Raw genomic sequence first — 17,148 nt, forward strand, 5'->3', positions numbered from 1 at the left:
TTTCTTGTAGAAAGGATAGAACTTTACAGTTTAATTTATAGAAGCTTTACTTTAAATTGGAGTCCTTAAAAATAAAACCAATTAGATTCATGGACTTATTGTGTGTTAAAGGAATCTCCTCCAATTATTTCTGTTCAAAATCTTAGTAAGAAAGTTGGAAATCAAAATCTTCTTAGTGAGATTTCCTTTTCTGTCTATCCAAAAGAGGTTTTTGGTGTCGTTGGACATAGTGGTTCTGGTAAAACAACTTTGTTGCGATGTCTTGATTTTCTTGAAACACCTTCTTCAGGAACTTTTTCAATAGCAGGCTTTCAGAATAATCTAAAACCTTTTTCAAGGCAGAGCTTTGCAAAAAAAGTCGCCTATATTTCTCAAAATTACGGATTGTTTTCTACAAAGACTGTATCAGAAAATATTGCATATCCCTTGGAAGTACATTATTCTAAAATGTCTTCAGCCCATATTCAGGAGAAGGTTTCTGAAATATTAAATTTTTTAAACCTTGATCATAGAAAAAATGCTTATCCAGGGAATCTGAGTGGAGGACAAAAACAAAAAGTTGCTATTGCAAGAGCTATTATTTGTGACCCAGAAGTCTTACTTTGTGACGAGATTACTTCAGCACTTGATCCCAGATCAACAGAAGATGTTATTGAACGATTATTTTATTTGAATGAACATCGGGGGTTAACACTTGTTGTTGTATCCCATGAAATGGATGTGATAAAAAATCTTTGTTCTCACTCTTTAATTTTACATAATGGGAGAGTAGAAGAGGTGGGAGCCACTGATGAGTTATTTTTAAGAACCCAGAACTCTATTACAAAAGAGCTTTTTCATGAAACTTCTAAGAAATATTCTTTATTAAAATCTATTGCAAACCTAACAAAAAATAAAGAACTTCTTAGATTAGGTTTCCCTAAAGATCTCGCTGTACGAGGTATCATTAGTCATATTACTAAAATAGGTCTTGTTTCTGTAAACATTCTTTCAGGAAATATTCATCTATTTCGGAATATTCCTATGGGGTTTCTTATTGTCGTATTAGAGGGATCTCAAGAAAATCGAAAAAAGACCAAAGCCTTTCTTTTAGATCAAGGTGTTATCATTAAAGAACTTAACCCTTAGGTAATTTGAATTCCTATGCAAACAAATATTGTTCAACTTTTACTTCTTGAAACTGGGAGCACTATTTATATGGTAGGAGCAGCCTTTTTTTTTGCTTGTATTTTGGGTGGTTTATTAGGAACAAGTTTATTTTATACGGCTTCAAGAAGCTTGCGTCCTAGAAAAACTCTATATACAACCATCTCTATGGTTCTTAGTTTTCTTTCTGCAATACCCTTTGCCATATTGATAGTCATTCTTTTTCCTTTAACTCGCTGGATTGTTGGAACTTCATTAGGTGCAACAGCCTCTATAATACCTCTTACTCTTGGTGCAACTCCTCTTGTTGCCTTCTCAGTATCCGATGCTCTTCAACATGCTTGTCGTACTCATCTAGAACCTGCAATTGCTTTAGGAATTCCAAGGCGAAAAATTATTCAAGATATCCTTTTTCCTGAGGCTTATCCTCAACTCATTTTTTCCCTTAAAAATCTAGTAATCCACCTTATTGCATGCTCTACTTTAGCTGGTTTTGTTGGGGGCGGGGGATTAGGTCAAGTTTTGTTACAATATGGATATTATCGTTTCGAATGGAAAATTACAGCGCTAGTTTTAATCATTACGCTTTTTTTTATTGAAACCGTACGTATTCTTGGAGATGTTTGTGGTCGAAGTATTCTAAAACATCGAGGTCTTTTATGAGTTTCTTTCAAAAGTTCGGTGGAACTGTTCTATTTTTATCGTTACTTTTAGGATCATGTCATAATCAAGGATCCCAGGATCTTATACGCATAGCAGCAAGTCCAACACCTCATGCGGAGCTTCTTTATTTTTTGGAGAAAGAAGCTCAAGACCTTGGATTACGTCTAAAAATTCTCCCTGTTGATGACTATCGTATTCCTAATCGCTTGTTATTGGACAAACAAATAGAAGCTAATTATTTTCAGCATGAAGATTTTTTTCTAGATGAATGCAAACACTATAGATGTTTAGACGACCTTATTCCACTCATCAAAGTTCATCTAGAGCCCATGGGACTTTATTCCAAAAAATTTGCAACAATAAACGATCTTAAAAATGAAACTAAACTTACTATTGCCATTCCAGTTGATCGTACAAATGCTCAACGAGCTTTAGATCTTTTAAAAACTTGTGAACTAGTTTCATTTAAACAATCAAGTTTTCTAAATGCAACAGCAAGAGATGTGTGCCCTAGAAATGGAATGAAAATCTCTATACGTGAGATTGCTGCTCCATTGCTTATGTCCTCTCTTCCAGATGTAGATGCTGCTATAATTCCTGGAAATTTTGCTATTTCTGGGGGACTTTCTCCACAAAAAGATAGTTTGTTTTTAGAAGATATAACATCTTCTAAATATGCTAATATTGTCGTTGTTCGTAGAGAAGATCTAAACACTATACCAATTCAAAAATTAAAGCAGCTTTTGCAAAGCGATAGAGTTAAAGATTTTTTTGAGAGTCGATATCAAGGAAATATTTTGACTCTAACTTCCTCTTAAAATTTTTCGATTTTTTATGTCTTATTTAGTCCCACCATTAAAGTCAGCTTTCTCAGTATTTTTTTCTCCACAAGATTTCGGAAAAATTCTTCTCGGCTCTATCCCTATTGTTGGGATTTATATGGGGTATAAACGAATCGTGATGATATCAACATACGCCGAAGTAATTGGTAAAAATAAAATTTCTACTATTCTTATTCAAAATGTCGACTTAGGTTTCTTTTCTGAAAAATCGATAGAAGTTGAGACTATAGAAAAATATAAGATAAAACATTATATCCGAGGAGCTCTAGAAATGGCTGGGTTAGGCATTGTGCTGACTATTTTAGAGCTTGTTTTGATTTTGTTTTATCATTGCCTTATAGGTTTTTTGTACGGTCTTATATTGTTTTACATGGTTTGTCCAGGGATTGTTACCATTATTTTTATGCGGGCTTTAGCTTTTCTTATATCTGTTCTTGAGGGAGCTTTAAAGCAAAGATCTCTATCAAAGTCTTAAAAAAAATCATTGAATTGATTGTCATATCTATATAGTATTTTTTTATTTTTTTATTCTAGTAAGCTTATGTCAGTTACTGTAGCTCCTCCAGCTCCCTATGGCTCCGCGTTTTCTCCTTTTGTATCAAAAGATATTGTAACAAACCTTCTCGGCTCTATCCCTATTCTTGGAATTTATATAGGGTATAAACGAATTTGTGCTGTTTCGGCATATATAGGAAGCATGGGAGACGAAAGAAAAGTAGCAAGGGTTATTGTTAGAAGCCTAGGTGATAACGTATGTCAAACAGAATCGACAACAAAATACAAAGTAAAACACTATATACGTGGAATTATGGAGATAGCCGGGTTAGGGCTTGTTGTAACCATTATAGAGATTTTTTCCACTTTCATTTGTTTTTTTATTCTTGCTTTAGGCTATCTCTTAGGACTTTGTTTGCTTATACTTTACCATCCTATCGACTTCTTACATCACCGTGTAGTTAAGTTTTTTATGGATTGGCTAGAAAGCGATAATTTAATCATAGAAGAAAAACCTATCCAGATAGATAATACTACTGCTTCTCCAACAAAATAAATTAAACGGAGGTGTCTATATGATCAGTATCAATCCAAACGTTTCTCCTTTTGGGATTACCTCTTGTTCAAAATTTTTGACAAATTTTCTAGGAAGTATTCCTCTTGTTGGAGCTATTGTCGGCATGGAAAGAATTCGAGCAGTAGCTTTAACAACACCTAAAGAAACGAACATCAAAGTTCTTGAAAATAGCTCTTCTTTCCAATCTTCTCCTGCCTATGCTACAGAACATTGTTTTCGTGCTGTTTTTGAAATTCTTGGTGTTGGAAGTCTCATATTTATTACAGAAATTGTTTGTAAGCTACTAGGTTTTCTCGTTCGTCTTATTGGATATGTTTTGCTTGCTGCAATCTGTAGTTCTCTAGCTATTCTTTTCGTTATAGGTGCAATTGTAGCCGTATTTTTATATGGAATTGTAAAATTAGTAGCCAAAGCTATACCATTGTATGAGCAACCAGAAAAAAGTGTGACAAAAGAAGAAATTCTTGCCGTATTTCATTCTCTTGCTTTTAGAATTAGTGAGCTAGTTTGGGCATCTGCTGATAAGTTAATAACAGCCACTACAGATGCTTCTCACACAAGTAATGAAAATACGCACTCTCAAAAAGACCCTTTTCAAAAAGAAAATGTAAGAAACGAGACTATTGTTTAAAATTTTAAGCAAAAAAGTTTTTGCTAGATTGACTTTTTTCGTTTCACTACGATATACAAGGCTCTTCTTTTGATATAGTATAATATCAAAAATTTATACTCATCGTCTTTCGAGGGAAGTATGTTCTTAAAAAGAAAAAAGCGAGAATTTTCAAAAGCTTATAACAAAAGAACTGCATCTCCGATTAAACATGCAAAACATCGTTTACAAGTTTATTTGAAAGAGATTCAACAAATTATGTCTTCAAGGCCTCACGAAGTCATAGACGCTTGGAATCAGTTTCTGGGTGATAAGTATGTGGGAATGTCTCAAGCTATAGGCTTTAAGAATCATGTTTTATTGGTAAAAGTGTATAATTCTTCTTTATATGCGCAGCTTAAGCAAACGAATCAAGGTGAGTTAATTTCTTGCGTACATAAAATAGCTCCTCATGCCAAGATTCAGGAGATACAGTTTTTGTTGGGATAGTTTATGGACTTAAAAGAAAAAAATTATGACGCCTCGGCTATCACCGTATTAGAAGGGTTACAAGCTGTCCGCGAGCGCCCCGGAATGTATATCGGCGATACAGGTATTTCTGGGCTTCATCATCTAGTATATGAAGTTATCGATAACAGTATAGATGAAGCTTTGGCTGGATATTGTTCTGAAATCCATGTTCGGATATTGGAAGATGGTGGAATAACAGTTACTGATAATGGTCGTGGAATTCCAATAGAAATCCATAAAAGAGAGTCTATAAAACAGGGAAGAGAAATCTCTGCTTTAGAAGTCGTTTTGACAGTACTTCATGCTGGAGGTAAGTTCGATAAAGATAGTTATAAAGTTTCTGGAGGACTTCATGGTGTAGGGGTATCCTGCGTAAATGCTTTAGCAGAAAAACTTGTGGCAACAGTCTTCAAAGATCATCAAATCTATCAAATGGAATTTTCTCGAGGAGCACCAGTAACCCCATTACAAATTTTAGGCTCTACAGAACGTCAAGGTACTGAAATTACTTTTTATCCCGATACAAAGATCTTTTCTGTAAGTACATTTGATCGAGCTATTTTAATAAAACGATTAAGAGAACTAGCCTTTCTTAATCGTGGAATAAAGATTTATTTTGAAGACGATCGAGATGTAAGTTTCGATCAAGTTATTTTCTTTTATGATGGGGGTATACAATCTTTCGTTAGTTATCTCAACCAGAATAAAGAAAGTCTATTCTCAGAACCTATTTATATTTTAGGAAATCGAACTGGGGATGATGGTGATATTGAATTTGAAGCGGCTCTTCAATGGAACTCTGGGTATTCTGAGTTAATTTATTCTTATGCAAATAATATTCCTACCCGTCAAGGAGGAACACATCTTACAGGATTTTCTACAGCACTAACTCGAGTTTTAAATGCCTATATTAAAGCTCACAACCTAGCAAAAAATGAAAAACTTTCTCTCACAGGAGAGGATATTCGAGAGGGATTAACTGCTGTAATTTCCGTAAAAGTTCCAAATCCCCAATTTGAAGGACAAACAAAACAAAAACTAGGAAATGGGGATGTAGGTTCTGTAGCGCAACAAGTGACTGGAGAAGTATTGTCAACATTTTTTGATGAAAACCCTCAAGTCGCTAAAATGATTGTTGAGAAAGTTTTCGTTGCTGCTCAAGCAAGAGAAGCAGCAAAAAAAGCTCGAGAATTAACTTTAAGAAAAAGTGCTTTGGATAGCGCTCGACTTCCAGGAAAACTTATTGATTGCTCAGAAAAAGATCCAGAGAAGTGTGAAGTATACATCGTTGAAGGAGACTCCGCAGGGGGCTCAGCAAAACAAGGTCGGGATCGCCGATTTCAAGCGATTTTACCTATCCGAGGAAAAATCTTAAACGTAGAGAAAGCCCGTCTTCAAAAAGTCTTTCAAAACCAAGAAATAGGTACAATTATTGCCGCTTTGGGATGTGGGATTGGTTCCGACACTTTTAATCTCGGGAAACTTCGTTATAGACGAATTATTATTATGACAGACGCTGATGTTGATGGTTCTCACATCCGTACTTTATTACTTACTTTCTTCTATCGTCATATGACTGCACTCATAGAAAATGAGTGCATTTATATTGCTCAGCCTCCGTTATACAAAGTAAGTAAGAGGAAAGAGTTTCGTTATATTCTTTCTGAAAATGAAATGGATGACTATCTTCTAACTTTGGGTATGAGGGAATGTAAGATTGTTTTTGCTGATACAAAAAGAGAATTATGTAAAGAAGCTCTTGAATCTTTTATAAAGATAATCTTAAGTATTGAAAATTTCATTACAGCTTTAGAAAAAAAAGCTATCCCTTTTTCAGAATTTTTAGAGATGTATAAAGAACCTCTAGGATACCCTTTGTATTATCTTGTCCCGTCAAGTGGGAAACAAGGAGGTGTTTATCTTTATTCTGATGAAGATAAGGAAGAAGCCTTAGTCCAAGGAAAAGATTCATCTAAGATTGTAGAACTTTATAAAATTGCAGTGTTTTCAGAGATTCAGAATCGACTTAAAGATTATGGATTAGAAATACGTCACTATCTTGCTCCACAAGGTCATACTATTCAAATTTTAAGTGATGATCCAAAAAATCCTCCTTACAGTTGTTATACTCTTCAAGAAGTCATTAACTATCTTAAAATCATAGGAAGAAAAGGGATAGAGATCCAACGTTATAAAGGTCTTGGAGAAATGAATGCTGATCAACTTTGGGATACAACAATGAATCCTGAACAAAGAACTTTGATCCGAGTATCTTTAAAAGATGCTGTAGAAGCAGATCATATCTTCACCATGCTTATGGGAGAAGAAGTCCCACCAAGAAGAGAATTTATAGAAAGTCATGCCTTATCCATTCGTATGAATAATTTAGATATCTAGGAGTCTAAACCCCTCATGTTGCACAACGACGAAATCATTATTCCCAAGAATCTAGAAGAAGAAATGAAGGAGAGTTACCTTCGTTATTCAATGTCTGTGATTATTTCTAGAGCCCTTCCAGATATCCGTGACGGACTTAAGCCCTCACAAAGACGTATTCTTTATGCTATGAAGCAATTGAATCTAACTCCAGGAGCCAAACACCGAAAATGTGCGAAAATCTGTGGGGATACCTCTGGAGATTATCATCCTCATGGCGAAAGTGTTATTTATCCAACTTTAGTACGAATGGCTCAGCAATGGGCAATGCGTTATCCTCTTGTTGATGGCCAAGGGAACTTCGGCTCTTTAGATGGGGATCCACCTGCAGCCATGCGATATACAGAAGCTCGTCTAACTCACAGTGCTATCTCTTTAATGGAAGACCTGGATAAAGACACTGTTGATATGGTTGCCAACTATGATGAAACCAAACATGAACCCATAGTTTTTCCTTCAAAATTTCCGAATCTCCTTTGCAACGGATCATCAGGAATTGCTGTTGGAATGGCAACAAACATCCCTCCTCATAATCTTGGAGAGCTGATTGAAGCAACTTTACTGCTTTTAAGCAATCCCACTGCTTCTATCGAAGAAATTCTTCAGGTTATGCCTGGTCCAGATTTTCCTACAGGAGGAATTATTTGTGGTTCCGAAGGAATTCGCTCGACTTATCATACAGGCAGAGGAAAAATAAAAGTTCGAGCACGTTTTCATATTGAAGAAAATGCTGATAAGCATCGTGAAAGCATTGTAATCACAGAAATTCCTTATAATGTAAATAAATCTCGTCTCATAGAGCAAATAGCAGATCTTGTGAATGATAAGACTTTAACAGGAATTTCTGATGTTCGAGATGAATCTGATAAGGAAGGAGTTCGTGTTGTTCTCGAGTTAAAGAAAGGAGAATCTTCAGAAATTACGATTAACAGGCTCTATAAATTTACCGATATTCAAGTGACTTTTGGAGCGAACATGTTGGCTTTGGATAAAAATCTTCCAAGGACTATGAACATCCATAAAATGATTTCAGCATGGGTTCGCCATCGCTTAGAGGTTATTCGAAGAAGAACACGTTACGAACTTAATAAAGCTGAAACACGAGCTCACATCTTAGAAGGTTATCTAAAAGCTTTATCATGTTTAGATGCTGTTGTTAAAACAATTCGAGAAAGTGATAATAAAGAACATGCTAAACAACAAATTATAGAATTATTCAGTTTTACAGAAGCTCAAGCTATTGCAATTCTAGATCTTCGATTATTTCAACTTACAGGACTAGAAGCAGAAAAAATACAAAAAGAATACGATGAACTACTTAATAAAATTATTTATTATAAAAAAGTTCTCTCTAGTGAGGAATTAGTAAAAGATATTATAAGAACAGAATTACAAGATCTTTTAAAGCACCATAGAATTCCCCGCAAAACAACAATAGAATTTGACGCTGATGATATTCGTGATATCGAAGATATCATTACAAATGAATCTGTAATCATTACCATATCTGGAGATGATTACGTAAAAAGAATGCCAATAAAAGTTTTTAGAGAGCAGCGCCGAGGAGGACATGGCGTTACAGGCTTTGATATGAAAAAAGGCTCTGATTTCTTAAAAACTGTGTACTCCGCTTCAACAAAAGACTATCTTTTGATTTTCACAAACTTAGGACAGTGTTATTGGCTAAAAGTTTGGCGGCTTCCAGAGGGAGAAAGAAGATCCAAAGGAAAGCCTATTATTAACTTTTTAGAAGGTATTCGTCCTGGAGAACAACTTGCAGCAATTTTGAATGTTAAAAATTTTGAGAATGCAGGATTCTTGTTCCTTGCAACAAAACATGGAATTGTAAAAAAAGTTTCTTTAAATGCTTTTAGTAATCCAAGAAAGAAAGGTATTCGAGCATTGGAAATAGACGACGGTGACGAGCTTATTGCCGCCTGTCATGTTACTAGTGAGCAAGATCGGGTAATGTTATTTACAAAATTAGGAATGGCAGTACGCTTCCCTCATGATAAAGTCCGCCCTATGGGAAGAACTGCTCGTGGAGTTCGTGGAGTGTCATTAAAAAATCAAGATGATTGCGTTGTTAGTTGTCAAGTCATTACAGATAACCAATCTGTGCTTGTAGTTTGTGAAAATGGATTCGGAAAACGTTCTCTAGTTACAGATTTTCGAGAAACTAATCGAGGCGGCATTGGAGTTCGCTCTATCCTAATCAACGAAAGGAATGGAGATGTTCTAGGAGCAATACCAGTTACAGACAATGATAGTATTTTACTCATGTCTGGGCAAGGGCAAGCTATCCGTATTAGTATGCAGGATGTTCGTGTTATGGGAAGATCCACTCAAGGAGTTCGTCTCGTACATTTAAAAGAAAGAGATGTTCTCGTTGCAATGGAAAAATTATCTTCTAATGAAAACGATGAAACAGAGTTACTAGAAGAAGAAAATGTTTATAGTTCTTGAAGGAGGTGAAGGGGCTGGAAAGAGTTCTTTAGCAAAAGCTTTGCAACAGCGTTTGATTGCTAACAATCATTCTGTTGTTATGACGAGAGAACCTGGTGGTTGCCCTTTAGGAGAACAGATTCGAAATATTATCTTACAAAAATCTGAAACAGAGGTTTCTCGATATGCTGAGCTTTTTCTATTTTTAGCGACAAGAGCTCAGCATATACAAGAAACTATAATACCAGCTCTAAAAAAAGGACATATTGTTCTCTGCGAAAGATTTCATGACTCTACAATAGTGTATCAAGGAATTACAGAAGGACTTGGTACAGATTTTGTTTCTAATCTTTGCAATCATGTTATAGGAGATGAACCATTTCTTCCTGATCTTGTTGTATTGCTTGATGTTCCTGCTGAAGTAGGACTTCATAGAAAAATACAACAAAAAACTTTAGATAAATTTGAAGAAAAGCCCTTAAGTTATCACCAAACAATTCGCGAAGGTTTTTTAAGTCTTGCTCAAACTCATCCTGATCGTTATTTAATTTTAGATGCTCAACAAACACTTGAGAATTCTATAGAACAGATTTTACATTTTATACGGTAAGCATGTCAGCAGAAAATTCAGATTCTTTAAGTTGGTCTGCTTTATTACGTAAAATTCAAATTCAAGAGACTCCTTCAACAATTTTATTACATAATCTTCAACAAGAAATTCTTAAAACTAAAGCATATTATCTTGCTTCGGAAATCATTCTGAGAACATCACCAGAAGCTAAACATAAAATTCTTAAAAGACTTCATCCAGATATTTATGAATTTTTTCCTGGGGGGAAAGGACAAATACATTCTATAGATCTTGCCAGAGAAATTAAAAAGGAGATTTGGATAAAACCTTATGAAGCATCTCATAAGGTTTATATTATACAAGAAGCTGATCGTATGCCATTAGCTGCGATTTCAGCTTTTTTAAAAATATTAGAAGAACCTCCTATACATGCAGTTTTAATATTAACAACAACGAAGCTACAATGTTTACCCTCAACAGTTTTATCTCGAAGTTTAACAATTTTTATAGAAGGGGGAGAGGCTTTTTCACCAAATGAAGAGATTATAGAATATCTAAAATGTTATGCTTTAGGAAATCTACCTCTTACAAAAGTAGCACAGATCGTAAAAGGCGGTGCAGAAGAAGAGAAATATCTTCTTAGAAATAAAGTAAAGCACCTGTTAGAAGTTCTTTTATATCTATATCGTGACCGTTATATGCTTAATTTGGGATGCAAAGCTTCAGAATTAACTTATCCACAATATATAGAAATCTCCCTTCAACTACCATTACTCTCTTTAGAGAAGGTTCTAGCAACCATTGAAAATGCCTATCAAGCATTGGAGAATTCTTCATCAGCAGGTAGCATTTTGGAATGGGTTGCCTTGCAACTTATATCTTTAAAAAATCAAGCTTTGCAAAAAAAATCTTAGCTATAATTTGCCCAAAAAGGGACAAATTCTTGCATCTTTTGTAAAACACTTGTTCCAATTTCATGTCCTCCAGAGAAAGAAACAAATTCCCCATGTAATTTTTCTGATAACAAACTTTGAAGCTGCGTCCCCAAGAAATAGGGTAGTATGGCATCTTCGAATCCATGACTTTGTAAATAGGGAACATCAGCACATGTTTGTATCCCAGTTTCCCAACCTTTATTAAATAAACGCGCTCCAGAAAGAATTAATGCTCCACCGTAAGCGTTTTGTGATGTTAAAACTAAGTGCGTTGTTAAAATAGCTCCTTGGCTGAAACCTCCTATGAAAATTTCTTTAAAAGGACGATTAAGACTTGCTATAAGATTTTCTATTGCTTCTTTGGGACGTTCTAAATCTATATCAAAGAGTTGTTTGTACTTAAGTTCTTTTGTAGGAGAGACTGAATTATCGGATATTAAAGATTCAAATAAAGGAACATCTAAAGGAAACCAAGCACGTCCATAATCTAAATTTTGAGGCAATCGCTCTATTCCATTAGGAAAAATCCATGTGGGACGCATATTTGCAAAGACACAAACAGAAGGAAAAAAAGTTAGATTATCAGCTGTTGCTCCATAACCATGACATAAGATAATCACAGGATCCTTGGGATTTCCTGGGCATTCAATGACATCAATACCAGCAATATTGCGACGAAAAAAAGAATACTTTGTCATAAGAACTTTAAAAAATAAAAAAAATAATCTTAATCTTATTAGATATCAAGAATTTATTCTGTTTCAAAAAAAAAGGTGAAGCGTATAATTGTGATGAAAAAAATAGATTTGGAATGTTTTGATCTTATTTTTATTGAAAAGCTTACTCTTCAATTCGTAAAACCTAAGTTAAAGTTTTGTGTCTAGAGCTTACTTTACCACCTCTTTAAAAGACCTTATAGAGCACATATACTCTGAAAAAGTTGTAGCTATTCCTACAGACACTGTGTTTGGTTTGGTATGTTCTATTAATTCTCTTAAAGCACAAGAGTGTCTCTATCAAATAAAAAATCGTAATAAAAATAAAAACCTAGCAGTTTATGCGAATTCTTTAGAAGCTATAGAAAGCTTGACTTTACGGTCTCTAAATGATAAAGAACTTAAACTGATAGAATCTTTTCTTCCAGGGCCTCTTTCTTTAGTGGTTAAAAATAACAACCTGTCTTACCCTCAAGAAACTCTTACATTTCGCATAATAAATCATCCAATAGTTCAGAGTCTCATAGAAGCTTGTGGACCTATAGTTGGGACCTCAGCAAATATTTCTAATAAACCTCCAGCTCTATCTGCAGAGGAAGTTTTTGAAGATTTTTCATCTGAAGACCTCTGTGTATTCGATGGAGTTTGCTTTAAAGGCTTAGAATCTACAGTTGTAGCTGCAGATCCTCTTGTTCTTTATCGAGAAGGCTTGATTCCATGTTCTTTAATAGAAACGCGCTTACAAACATTAGCTCTTCGTTCTTGTACCACTCAGCATTCTTTTTCTAAAAGAATTACTATTCAAACGATTTTAAATACCAAAGATCTGAGAAATTTTTTAGATCTTCATCAAAAATACCAAGGTCTTATTTGTGAGAATCCAGAGCCAAAAAATTTTTTTCCAACACTAAGAAAAGCTCTTCAATTAGGCTCACCTTCAGCTCTTTTTATTTATAATCCTCAGACTTCCATTTACCCCGAACTTTCCCCATATCTATCTCCCTATATTATAAAAGAACTCGTAGGACCATTATGATTATCGATATTCATGGAGATCTTCTCTCTCACCCAACGTTTTCCTCTTGCGACCCAGCAGTACGTTGTTCTCCAGAACAATTACGCTTAGGAGGAGTAAAAAAACAGGTCTGCGCTCTATTTGTTTCTCACAATGAAGACAATCCTAGCTTTGCTCAGCAAAATCAGCTTTTCTTTTCTCTCCCAGAACAAGATCCTCATGTTGTATTAGCTACCTACGAAAATTTTCGACCTTTAACAATATTAGAGAGACCCTACCTAGCAATTATTCGAAGTCTTGAAAATGCTTCTGGGCTTGGGTCTGATAATCAACCCCTCCAAGAACTTTTTACTTACCTTATACAACTAATAAAAGAAGGTCCTATAGCCTATCTCAGCCTAGTCTGGAATTGGAAAAATCGTTTTGGGGGAGGTGCTTTAGAACCTGGAAAACTTTCCTGTGACGGGAAAAACTTATTAGATCTTATGAATCAACTTGCTATTCCCGTGGACTTAAGTCATTGTAGTGATAAGCTTACAGAAGATATCTTAGACTATACCTTAAACAAACTTCCCAATTTAAAAATCCTTGCTAGTCATTCAAACTTCAGATCAGTAGCAAACCACCCTAGAAACCTCCTTGACGCTCATGCTAAAGAAATTGCCGCACGCGGAGGAATTATCGGTTTAAATGTTGTAAAAGCTTTTGTGGGGGAATCTTTGAACGACTTACGTCTTCATCTTTTTCATGCAGAAAAATTGGGGATTTTATCAAGTCTTGTTCTAGGAACAGATTTCTTCTATGCAACTAAAGATGAAGATAAGTTCTTTATAGAATGTGGTTCAGCGGCAGATCATCCAAAAATTCATCAAATTATTCAAGAGCACACAAGTGTAGAGAGTTCCCAAGAAATTCTATTTAAAAAAGCAGAAGACTTTTTAAACCAAGTGATAGTGTCTCAAGCAAACATGGAGGCTGAATCCTAAAGATAGGAAAGTTTTTATTTATTTGGATCCTCTTGATCCTCCTTATCCTTCCTTTTTTCCTTTATCCTAGACCATGCAGCTCCCAAGGCTCCTTTCAAAGTGGTTTCTTGTTGAGTTGGGGTTGCTCCTGCTCCACCGGTAGTAGTTAATTTATTAAGATTTTCTCGTAAACCATCGATTAATATCTTTTGCTGTTCTATCGTTTTTGATAAAGCTTTATTTGTTTCTTCAGTGTTCGCTAACTCATCTAAACTATTTTTTAATTCTATATTTAAGAGTTTTTGGTCTTCTAATTTACTTTGCAAATCTCGATTATTTTTTGTGTATTTGCCAACGTCAATAGTCAAATCTGCATTCAATTCGGTTAAAAGAGCCAACCGCGATAATAAGGTCTCTTTTACTGAACTTAGTTCTACAAGTTTGCTTTCGAGATATTTTTTTTCTGCTTTCTGTTCTTTAAGCGAAGCTTCTAACTTTGTAACCTTCTGTCCTAATTCATTCTTAAAACAAACTTGTTCTTCTTGTACTCTGATTCTTTCTTTGATTTCAAGCTCTTGAGCACTCTGAGCTGTTTTTAAACGATTTCTCAAAGATGTTTCTTCTTGACGAAGCTTCTCAATCTCTTCTTTAAGATCGTTAAGTTCTTCATTAAGATTGGCATTTTCTGTAATAACTTGTTCATGAAGACGCTTTAATTCGGCATCTTTATTCGTTAAAATCTTACGGGTATCTAATAACTGTTCTGTTAAATCTATGATTTGTTTTATCGGTTGACGTCTTTTAAAAATATAGATAGAAATAGAAATAGCAAGTAGAGCTGCTCCTATTCCAATACTAATTGTTCCAAGGGACATAGCTATTGCGGGGACAACTCCAGGAAGTGTGAGTAGGAGAACCCCTGCAAGAAGAAGTAGAATTCCTAAAACAAGAAAAGAGATGCTTATAGCTTTAGGACTCATTTGAGATTCTCGAATCATTTGTCCTAAAACATTAGTATTGACTAACGAGGTTTCAATTTGAGAATGTGGATTTGAGTTTATACTCATAATAACAAGTTGACATTCAAAATATAAATACTTATTGAATTATATAATATTTTATTATTTATCTCTCTTTAATAAAAAGATTACTAGAAGTTCAACTCATTAAATCCAGAAAAAAGTATTTTTATAATTTCTTAACATAAATTTTCTTCTTATCCGTCTGTTTTTAGAGAAAAAATAAAGATATTGTAAATTCAACAAGCCTTTTTAAACTTTTTAAAGAAGAAAAATATTTCTTGATTTTTTTATTAAAATTATCTAACAGTTACTTCATCTAGCGATTCTTAATAAAAGAATCTTGACCATTCCCAAACGCTACTACCATTACTTCCAAAAGGTAGAACTTTTAGTGAGCGAGATAAGCTCGCTATCTCCTGACGCGCTTTATGAAGCTCTTCTTCCAATTTTTTATTCTTTTCTTCAAGAAGAGCTATTGTTTGATTACTCAACTTCTGATTCAATTTTAATGATGTATTGAGGTTTTCTATTTTCTTTTTTTTAACAATAAAAGAAGCATATAGGTCATCGTATAGACATTTTTGATAACGGTTTAAATAAATATAGGAAGCCCCTTGAGCAGCAAGACTGTAAAAACGAGTCGCAGATAAACCAGCGACTAAAAAACAAGTCCCAACAATTCCAAGCCCTAAGTCTAAACGTATTTTTAAAGAACACCACAAAATAGAGGCAACAACAGAAAGTATAACGAGGCTTATGCCAATGATAATGCTTGCTATTGAAAGTACTACTCGTGATGATGATAAGGGGTGAAGCCATGATTTCCCATAAAACTCTACATCTAGGGGGGAGCTACATAAAAATGTAGAAAGCCAAGAGGAATGTTTTTGTTGGGAGATCACTTGAGGGAAATGTGACTGAATAAATTTTTTTAACTTAACGAAATCCTTTAGCCATACACACATTTTTTGAACAGTTACTACTAAAACGTAAACGAGAACACAGCTGCCAATAATTGTAGTGCATAAACCTAAGACTATAGAAGCCACAAAACTTAAACCTATAGAAACGTTAGAACATAGCAAAAAGGTTCCAGTTAAGATAAGAATCATAGCAATGGCAACAGCACTAACTACAGCCAAAAATATTTGCCTATCATTGTTTATGTAATTACTATTCCAAGCTAAAATTGGTGGGGGATTACTACTTTGGAACAGCGAAGTAGAAAAATTTAAAGCCATATTATAGATAAACTCTTTACCAATCTAACTATACTAGTATAGATAAACTTTTCTATATAGAGAAAATAGTTGTAATGTTAAAAATATTTTTTAACTTTTTATTTATTTAATACTCCTTTAGAAAAACAATCTATGCACTCTTTCGAAGAGGATATCTGATTACAACCTGCGAAGATTTTTTTTCTATGATATCAGATGCTTCTTCTGCAGAATCCACGATATACACGTAACTTAAATCTTCTATAAAATTATAATTTTCAATAAAAGTTTCTTGTAACCAAGAGAGAAAAGGAAACCAAAATTCTCTTCCTACAAATACTAGGGGACAAGTTTTATTAAAACTTCTCAATAAGTGAAAGGTTGTTACTACCCCATCCAAAACTCCTAGCCCTCCTGGGAAAAAAACACAGGCAGAGGCGCCATAAACCATAAGATTTTTTCTGTCAGACCAACTTGGCAAAGACAAAAGATGGTTTTCAGAAATTGCACTATTTACAAACTCTCCAGGTAAGTAAATCCCTGCAGAAATTCCTCCAGCAGCAGTAGCACCAAAATTAGCTGCTTCCATAACACCTTTTCCTGCTCCGGTAAGGACAGTTCTGTATTCCTTCGCCAACCTAAAACCCAACTCATAAGCCTGTTGGTATTCTTTTGTACAAGAAATTAATGTAGAGGATCCGAAAATTGCAACCCATGGGGCGTGACCTCCTATAAAACTTTCGGATAGCTGAGCAATATCTTTTAAAGAAGATTGGGCAGAGTTTCCAAAAACAATTGTAGGAGAAAAAACAACAAAATAACAAAACAAACGAATTAATTTTGGGCGCAAAATTTTCCCTTTTTATGTGTTTTTTAAACAAGAGAGAAGTATTATAGCCGACTTAATAAAAAAGACAAGCCCTGTAAAACAGGGCTCTTTAAAGATAAGGCCGAAGCCAAAGTGAAGAGAGTATACTATA

The 17,148-nt window shown here is 34.6% G+C and carries 17 protein-coding genes; 13 read left to right on the forward strand and 4 right to left on the reverse strand.

What is annotated here, in order from left to right; translation table 11 throughout:
- Positions 1 to 102: 102 nt before the first annotated feature.
- The 11 genes from JMS40_RS03515 to JMS40_RS03565 all read left to right on the forward strand — a co-directional run bounded on the left by JMS40_RS03515 (position 103) and on the right by JMS40_RS03565 (position 11,209).
- Positions 103 to 1,128, forward strand: a complete 1,026-nt coding sequence (locus tag JMS40_RS03515; protein WP_201456901.1) for a methionine ABC transporter ATP-binding protein — start codon at positions 103 to 105, stop codon at positions 1,126 to 1,128.
- A gap of 15 nt (positions 1,129 to 1,143) precedes the next feature.
- Positions 1,144 to 1,809, forward strand: a complete 666-nt coding sequence (locus tag JMS40_RS03520; RefSeq protein WP_201456902.1) for a methionine ABC transporter permease — start codon at positions 1,144 to 1,146, stop codon at positions 1,807 to 1,809.
- Positions 1,806 to 2,627, forward strand: coding sequence for a MetQ/NlpA family ABC transporter substrate-binding protein (locus JMS40_RS03525; protein WP_201456903.1), 822 nt, complete (start codon positions 1,806 to 1,808; stop codon positions 2,625 to 2,627). The genes JMS40_RS03520 and JMS40_RS03525 overlap by 4 nt, the downstream gene beginning before the upstream one ends.
- Before the next feature lie 16 nt (positions 2,628 to 2,643).
- Entirely contained in the window at positions 2,644 to 3,126 is a 483-nt protein-coding gene (locus JMS40_RS03530) for a hypothetical protein (RefSeq protein ID WP_201456904.1), read from the forward strand.
- Between the two features lie 66 nt (positions 3,127 to 3,192).
- The gene (locus JMS40_RS03535) at positions 3,193 to 3,702 is read left to right on the forward strand and encodes a hypothetical protein (RefSeq protein WP_201456905.1); all 510 of its coding nucleotides are present in this window, start codon (positions 3,193 to 3,195) and stop codon (positions 3,700 to 3,702) included.
- Between the two features lie 19 nt (positions 3,703 to 3,721).
- Positions 3,722 to 4,354 (forward strand): hypothetical protein, encoded by a 633-nt coding sequence (locus JMS40_RS03540; RefSeq protein WP_201456906.1) that lies wholly within the window; start codon positions 3,722 to 3,724, stop codon positions 4,352 to 4,354.
- Positions 4,355 to 4,474: 120 nt separating this feature from the next.
- The gene (locus tag JMS40_RS03545) at positions 4,475 to 4,822 is read left to right on the forward strand and encodes a DciA family protein (protein ID WP_201456907.1); all 348 of its coding nucleotides are present in this window, start codon (positions 4,475 to 4,477) and stop codon (positions 4,820 to 4,822) included.
- Positions 4,823 to 4,825: 3 nt separating this feature from the next.
- Entirely contained in the window at positions 4,826 to 7,240 is a 2,415-nt protein-coding gene (gene gyrB / locus JMS40_RS03550; RefSeq protein WP_201456908.1) for a DNA topoisomerase (ATP-hydrolyzing) subunit B, read from the forward strand.
- 15 nt (positions 7,241 to 7,255) lie between these two features.
- The gene (gene gyrA, locus JMS40_RS03555) at positions 7,256 to 9,745 is read left to right on the forward strand and encodes a DNA topoisomerase (ATP-hydrolyzing) subunit A (RefSeq protein WP_201456909.1); all 2,490 of its coding nucleotides are present in this window, start codon (positions 7,256 to 7,258) and stop codon (positions 9,743 to 9,745) included.
- On the forward strand, positions 9,729 to 10,334 hold the full coding sequence (gene tmk / locus JMS40_RS03560; protein ID WP_201456910.1) for a dTMP kinase: 606 nt from the start codon (positions 9,729 to 9,731) through the stop codon (positions 10,332 to 10,334). Before gyrA ends, tmk begins: the two co-directional genes overlap by 17 nt.
- A 2-nt stretch (positions 10,335 to 10,336) precedes the next feature.
- Positions 10,337 to 11,209 (forward strand): DNA polymerase III subunit delta', encoded by an 873-nt coding sequence (locus tag JMS40_RS03565; RefSeq protein ID WP_201456911.1) that lies wholly within the window; start codon positions 10,337 to 10,339, stop codon positions 11,207 to 11,209.
- On the opposite strand, the gene JMS40_RS03570 is transcribed toward JMS40_RS03565, so the two are convergent.
- On the reverse strand, positions 11,206 to 11,928 hold the full coding sequence (locus tag JMS40_RS03570; RefSeq protein ID WP_201456912.1) for an alpha/beta hydrolase: 723 nt from the start codon (positions 11,926 to 11,928) through the stop codon (positions 11,206 to 11,208). The two genes, JMS40_RS03565 and JMS40_RS03570, sit on opposite strands and share 4 nt — an antisense overlap.
- A gap of 178 nt (positions 11,929 to 12,106) precedes the next feature.
- Between JMS40_RS03570 and JMS40_RS03575 the strand changes: the two genes are divergently transcribed.
- Positions 12,107 to 12,982: an L-threonylcarbamoyladenylate synthase gene (locus JMS40_RS03575; RefSeq protein WP_201456913.1), complete on the forward strand. Its 876-nt coding sequence runs from the start codon at positions 12,107 to 12,109 to the stop codon at positions 12,980 to 12,982.
- A complete protein-coding gene (locus tag JMS40_RS03580; RefSeq protein WP_201456914.1) occupies positions 12,979 to 13,947 on the forward strand; it encodes a membrane dipeptidase in 969 nt (322 codons plus the stop codon). Before JMS40_RS03575 ends, JMS40_RS03580 begins: the two co-directional genes overlap by 4 nt.
- A gap of 14 nt (positions 13,948 to 13,961) precedes the next feature.
- On the opposite strand, the gene JMS40_RS03585 is transcribed toward JMS40_RS03580, so the two are convergent.
- The 3 genes from JMS40_RS03585 to JMS40_RS03595 all read right to left on the reverse strand — a co-directional run bounded on the left by JMS40_RS03585 (position 13,962) and on the right by JMS40_RS03595 (position 17,018).
- Positions 13,962 to 14,993, reverse strand: a complete 1,032-nt coding sequence (locus tag JMS40_RS03585; protein ID WP_201456915.1) for a hypothetical protein — start codon at positions 14,991 to 14,993, stop codon at positions 13,962 to 13,964.
- A gap of 281 nt (positions 14,994 to 15,274) precedes the next feature.
- A complete protein-coding gene (locus JMS40_RS03590; RefSeq protein WP_201456916.1) occupies positions 15,275 to 16,189 on the reverse strand; it encodes a hypothetical protein in 915 nt (304 codons plus the stop codon).
- Between the two features lie 130 nt (positions 16,190 to 16,319).
- Positions 16,320 to 17,018 (reverse strand): LOG family protein, encoded by a 699-nt coding sequence (locus JMS40_RS03595; RefSeq protein ID WP_201456917.1) that lies wholly within the window; start codon positions 17,016 to 17,018, stop codon positions 16,320 to 16,322.
- Positions 17,019 to 17,148: the final 130 nt, after the last annotated feature.

Source organism: Chlamydia sp. 17-3921 (assembly GCF_902705545.1).
Classification (GTDB): Bacteria; Chlamydiota; Chlamydiia; order Chlamydiales; family Chlamydiaceae; genus Chlamydia.

Excerpts from the sequence above, each read along its gene's own strand:
- JMS40_RS03520 (WP_201456902.1), top strand. The coding sequence starts at position 1,144 with ATGCAAACAAATATTGTTCAACTTTTACTTCTTGAAACTGGGAGCACT.
- JMS40_RS03525 (WP_201456903.1), top strand. The coding sequence starts at position 1,806 with ATGAGTTTCTTTCAAAAGTTCGGTGGAACTGTTCTATTTTTATCGTTA.
- JMS40_RS03530 (WP_201456904.1), top strand. The coding sequence starts at position 2,644 with ATGTCTTATTTAGTCCCACCATTAAAGTCAGCTTTCTCAGTATTTTTT.
- JMS40_RS03535 (WP_201456905.1), top strand. The coding sequence starts at position 3,193 with ATGTCAGTTACTGTAGCTCCTCCAGCTCCCTATGGCTCCGCGTTTTCT.
- JMS40_RS03540 (WP_201456906.1), top strand. The coding sequence starts at position 3,722 with ATGATCAGTATCAATCCAAACGTTTCTCCTTTTGGGATTACCTCTTGT.
- JMS40_RS03545 (WP_201456907.1), top strand. The coding sequence starts at position 4,475 with ATGTTCTTAAAAAGAAAAAAGCGAGAATTTTCAAAAGCTTATAACAAA.
- gyrB (WP_201456908.1), top strand. The coding sequence starts at position 4,826 with ATGGACTTAAAAGAAAAAAATTATGACGCCTCGGCTATCACCGTATTA.
- gyrA (WP_201456909.1), top strand. The coding sequence starts at position 7,256 with ATGTTGCACAACGACGAAATCATTATTCCCAAGAATCTAGAAGAAGAA.
- tmk (WP_201456910.1), top strand. The coding sequence starts at position 9,729 with ATGTTTATAGTTCTTGAAGGAGGTGAAGGGGCTGGAAAGAGTTCTTTA.
- JMS40_RS03565 (WP_201456911.1), top strand. The coding sequence starts at position 10,337 with ATGTCAGCAGAAAATTCAGATTCTTTAAGTTGGTCTGCTTTATTACGT.
- JMS40_RS03570 (WP_201456912.1), bottom strand. The coding sequence starts at position 11,928 with ATGACAAAGTATTCTTTTTTTCGTCGCAATATTGCTGGTATTGATGTC.
- JMS40_RS03580 (WP_201456914.1), top strand. The coding sequence starts at position 12,979 with ATGATTATCGATATTCATGGAGATCTTCTCTCTCACCCAACGTTTTCC.
- JMS40_RS03585 (WP_201456915.1), bottom strand. The coding sequence starts at position 14,993 with ATGAGTATAAACTCAAATCCACATTCTCAAATTGAAACCTCGTTAGTC.
- JMS40_RS03590 (WP_201456916.1), bottom strand. The coding sequence starts at position 16,189 with ATGGCTTTAAATTTTTCTACTTCGCTGTTCCAAAGTAGTAATCCCCCA.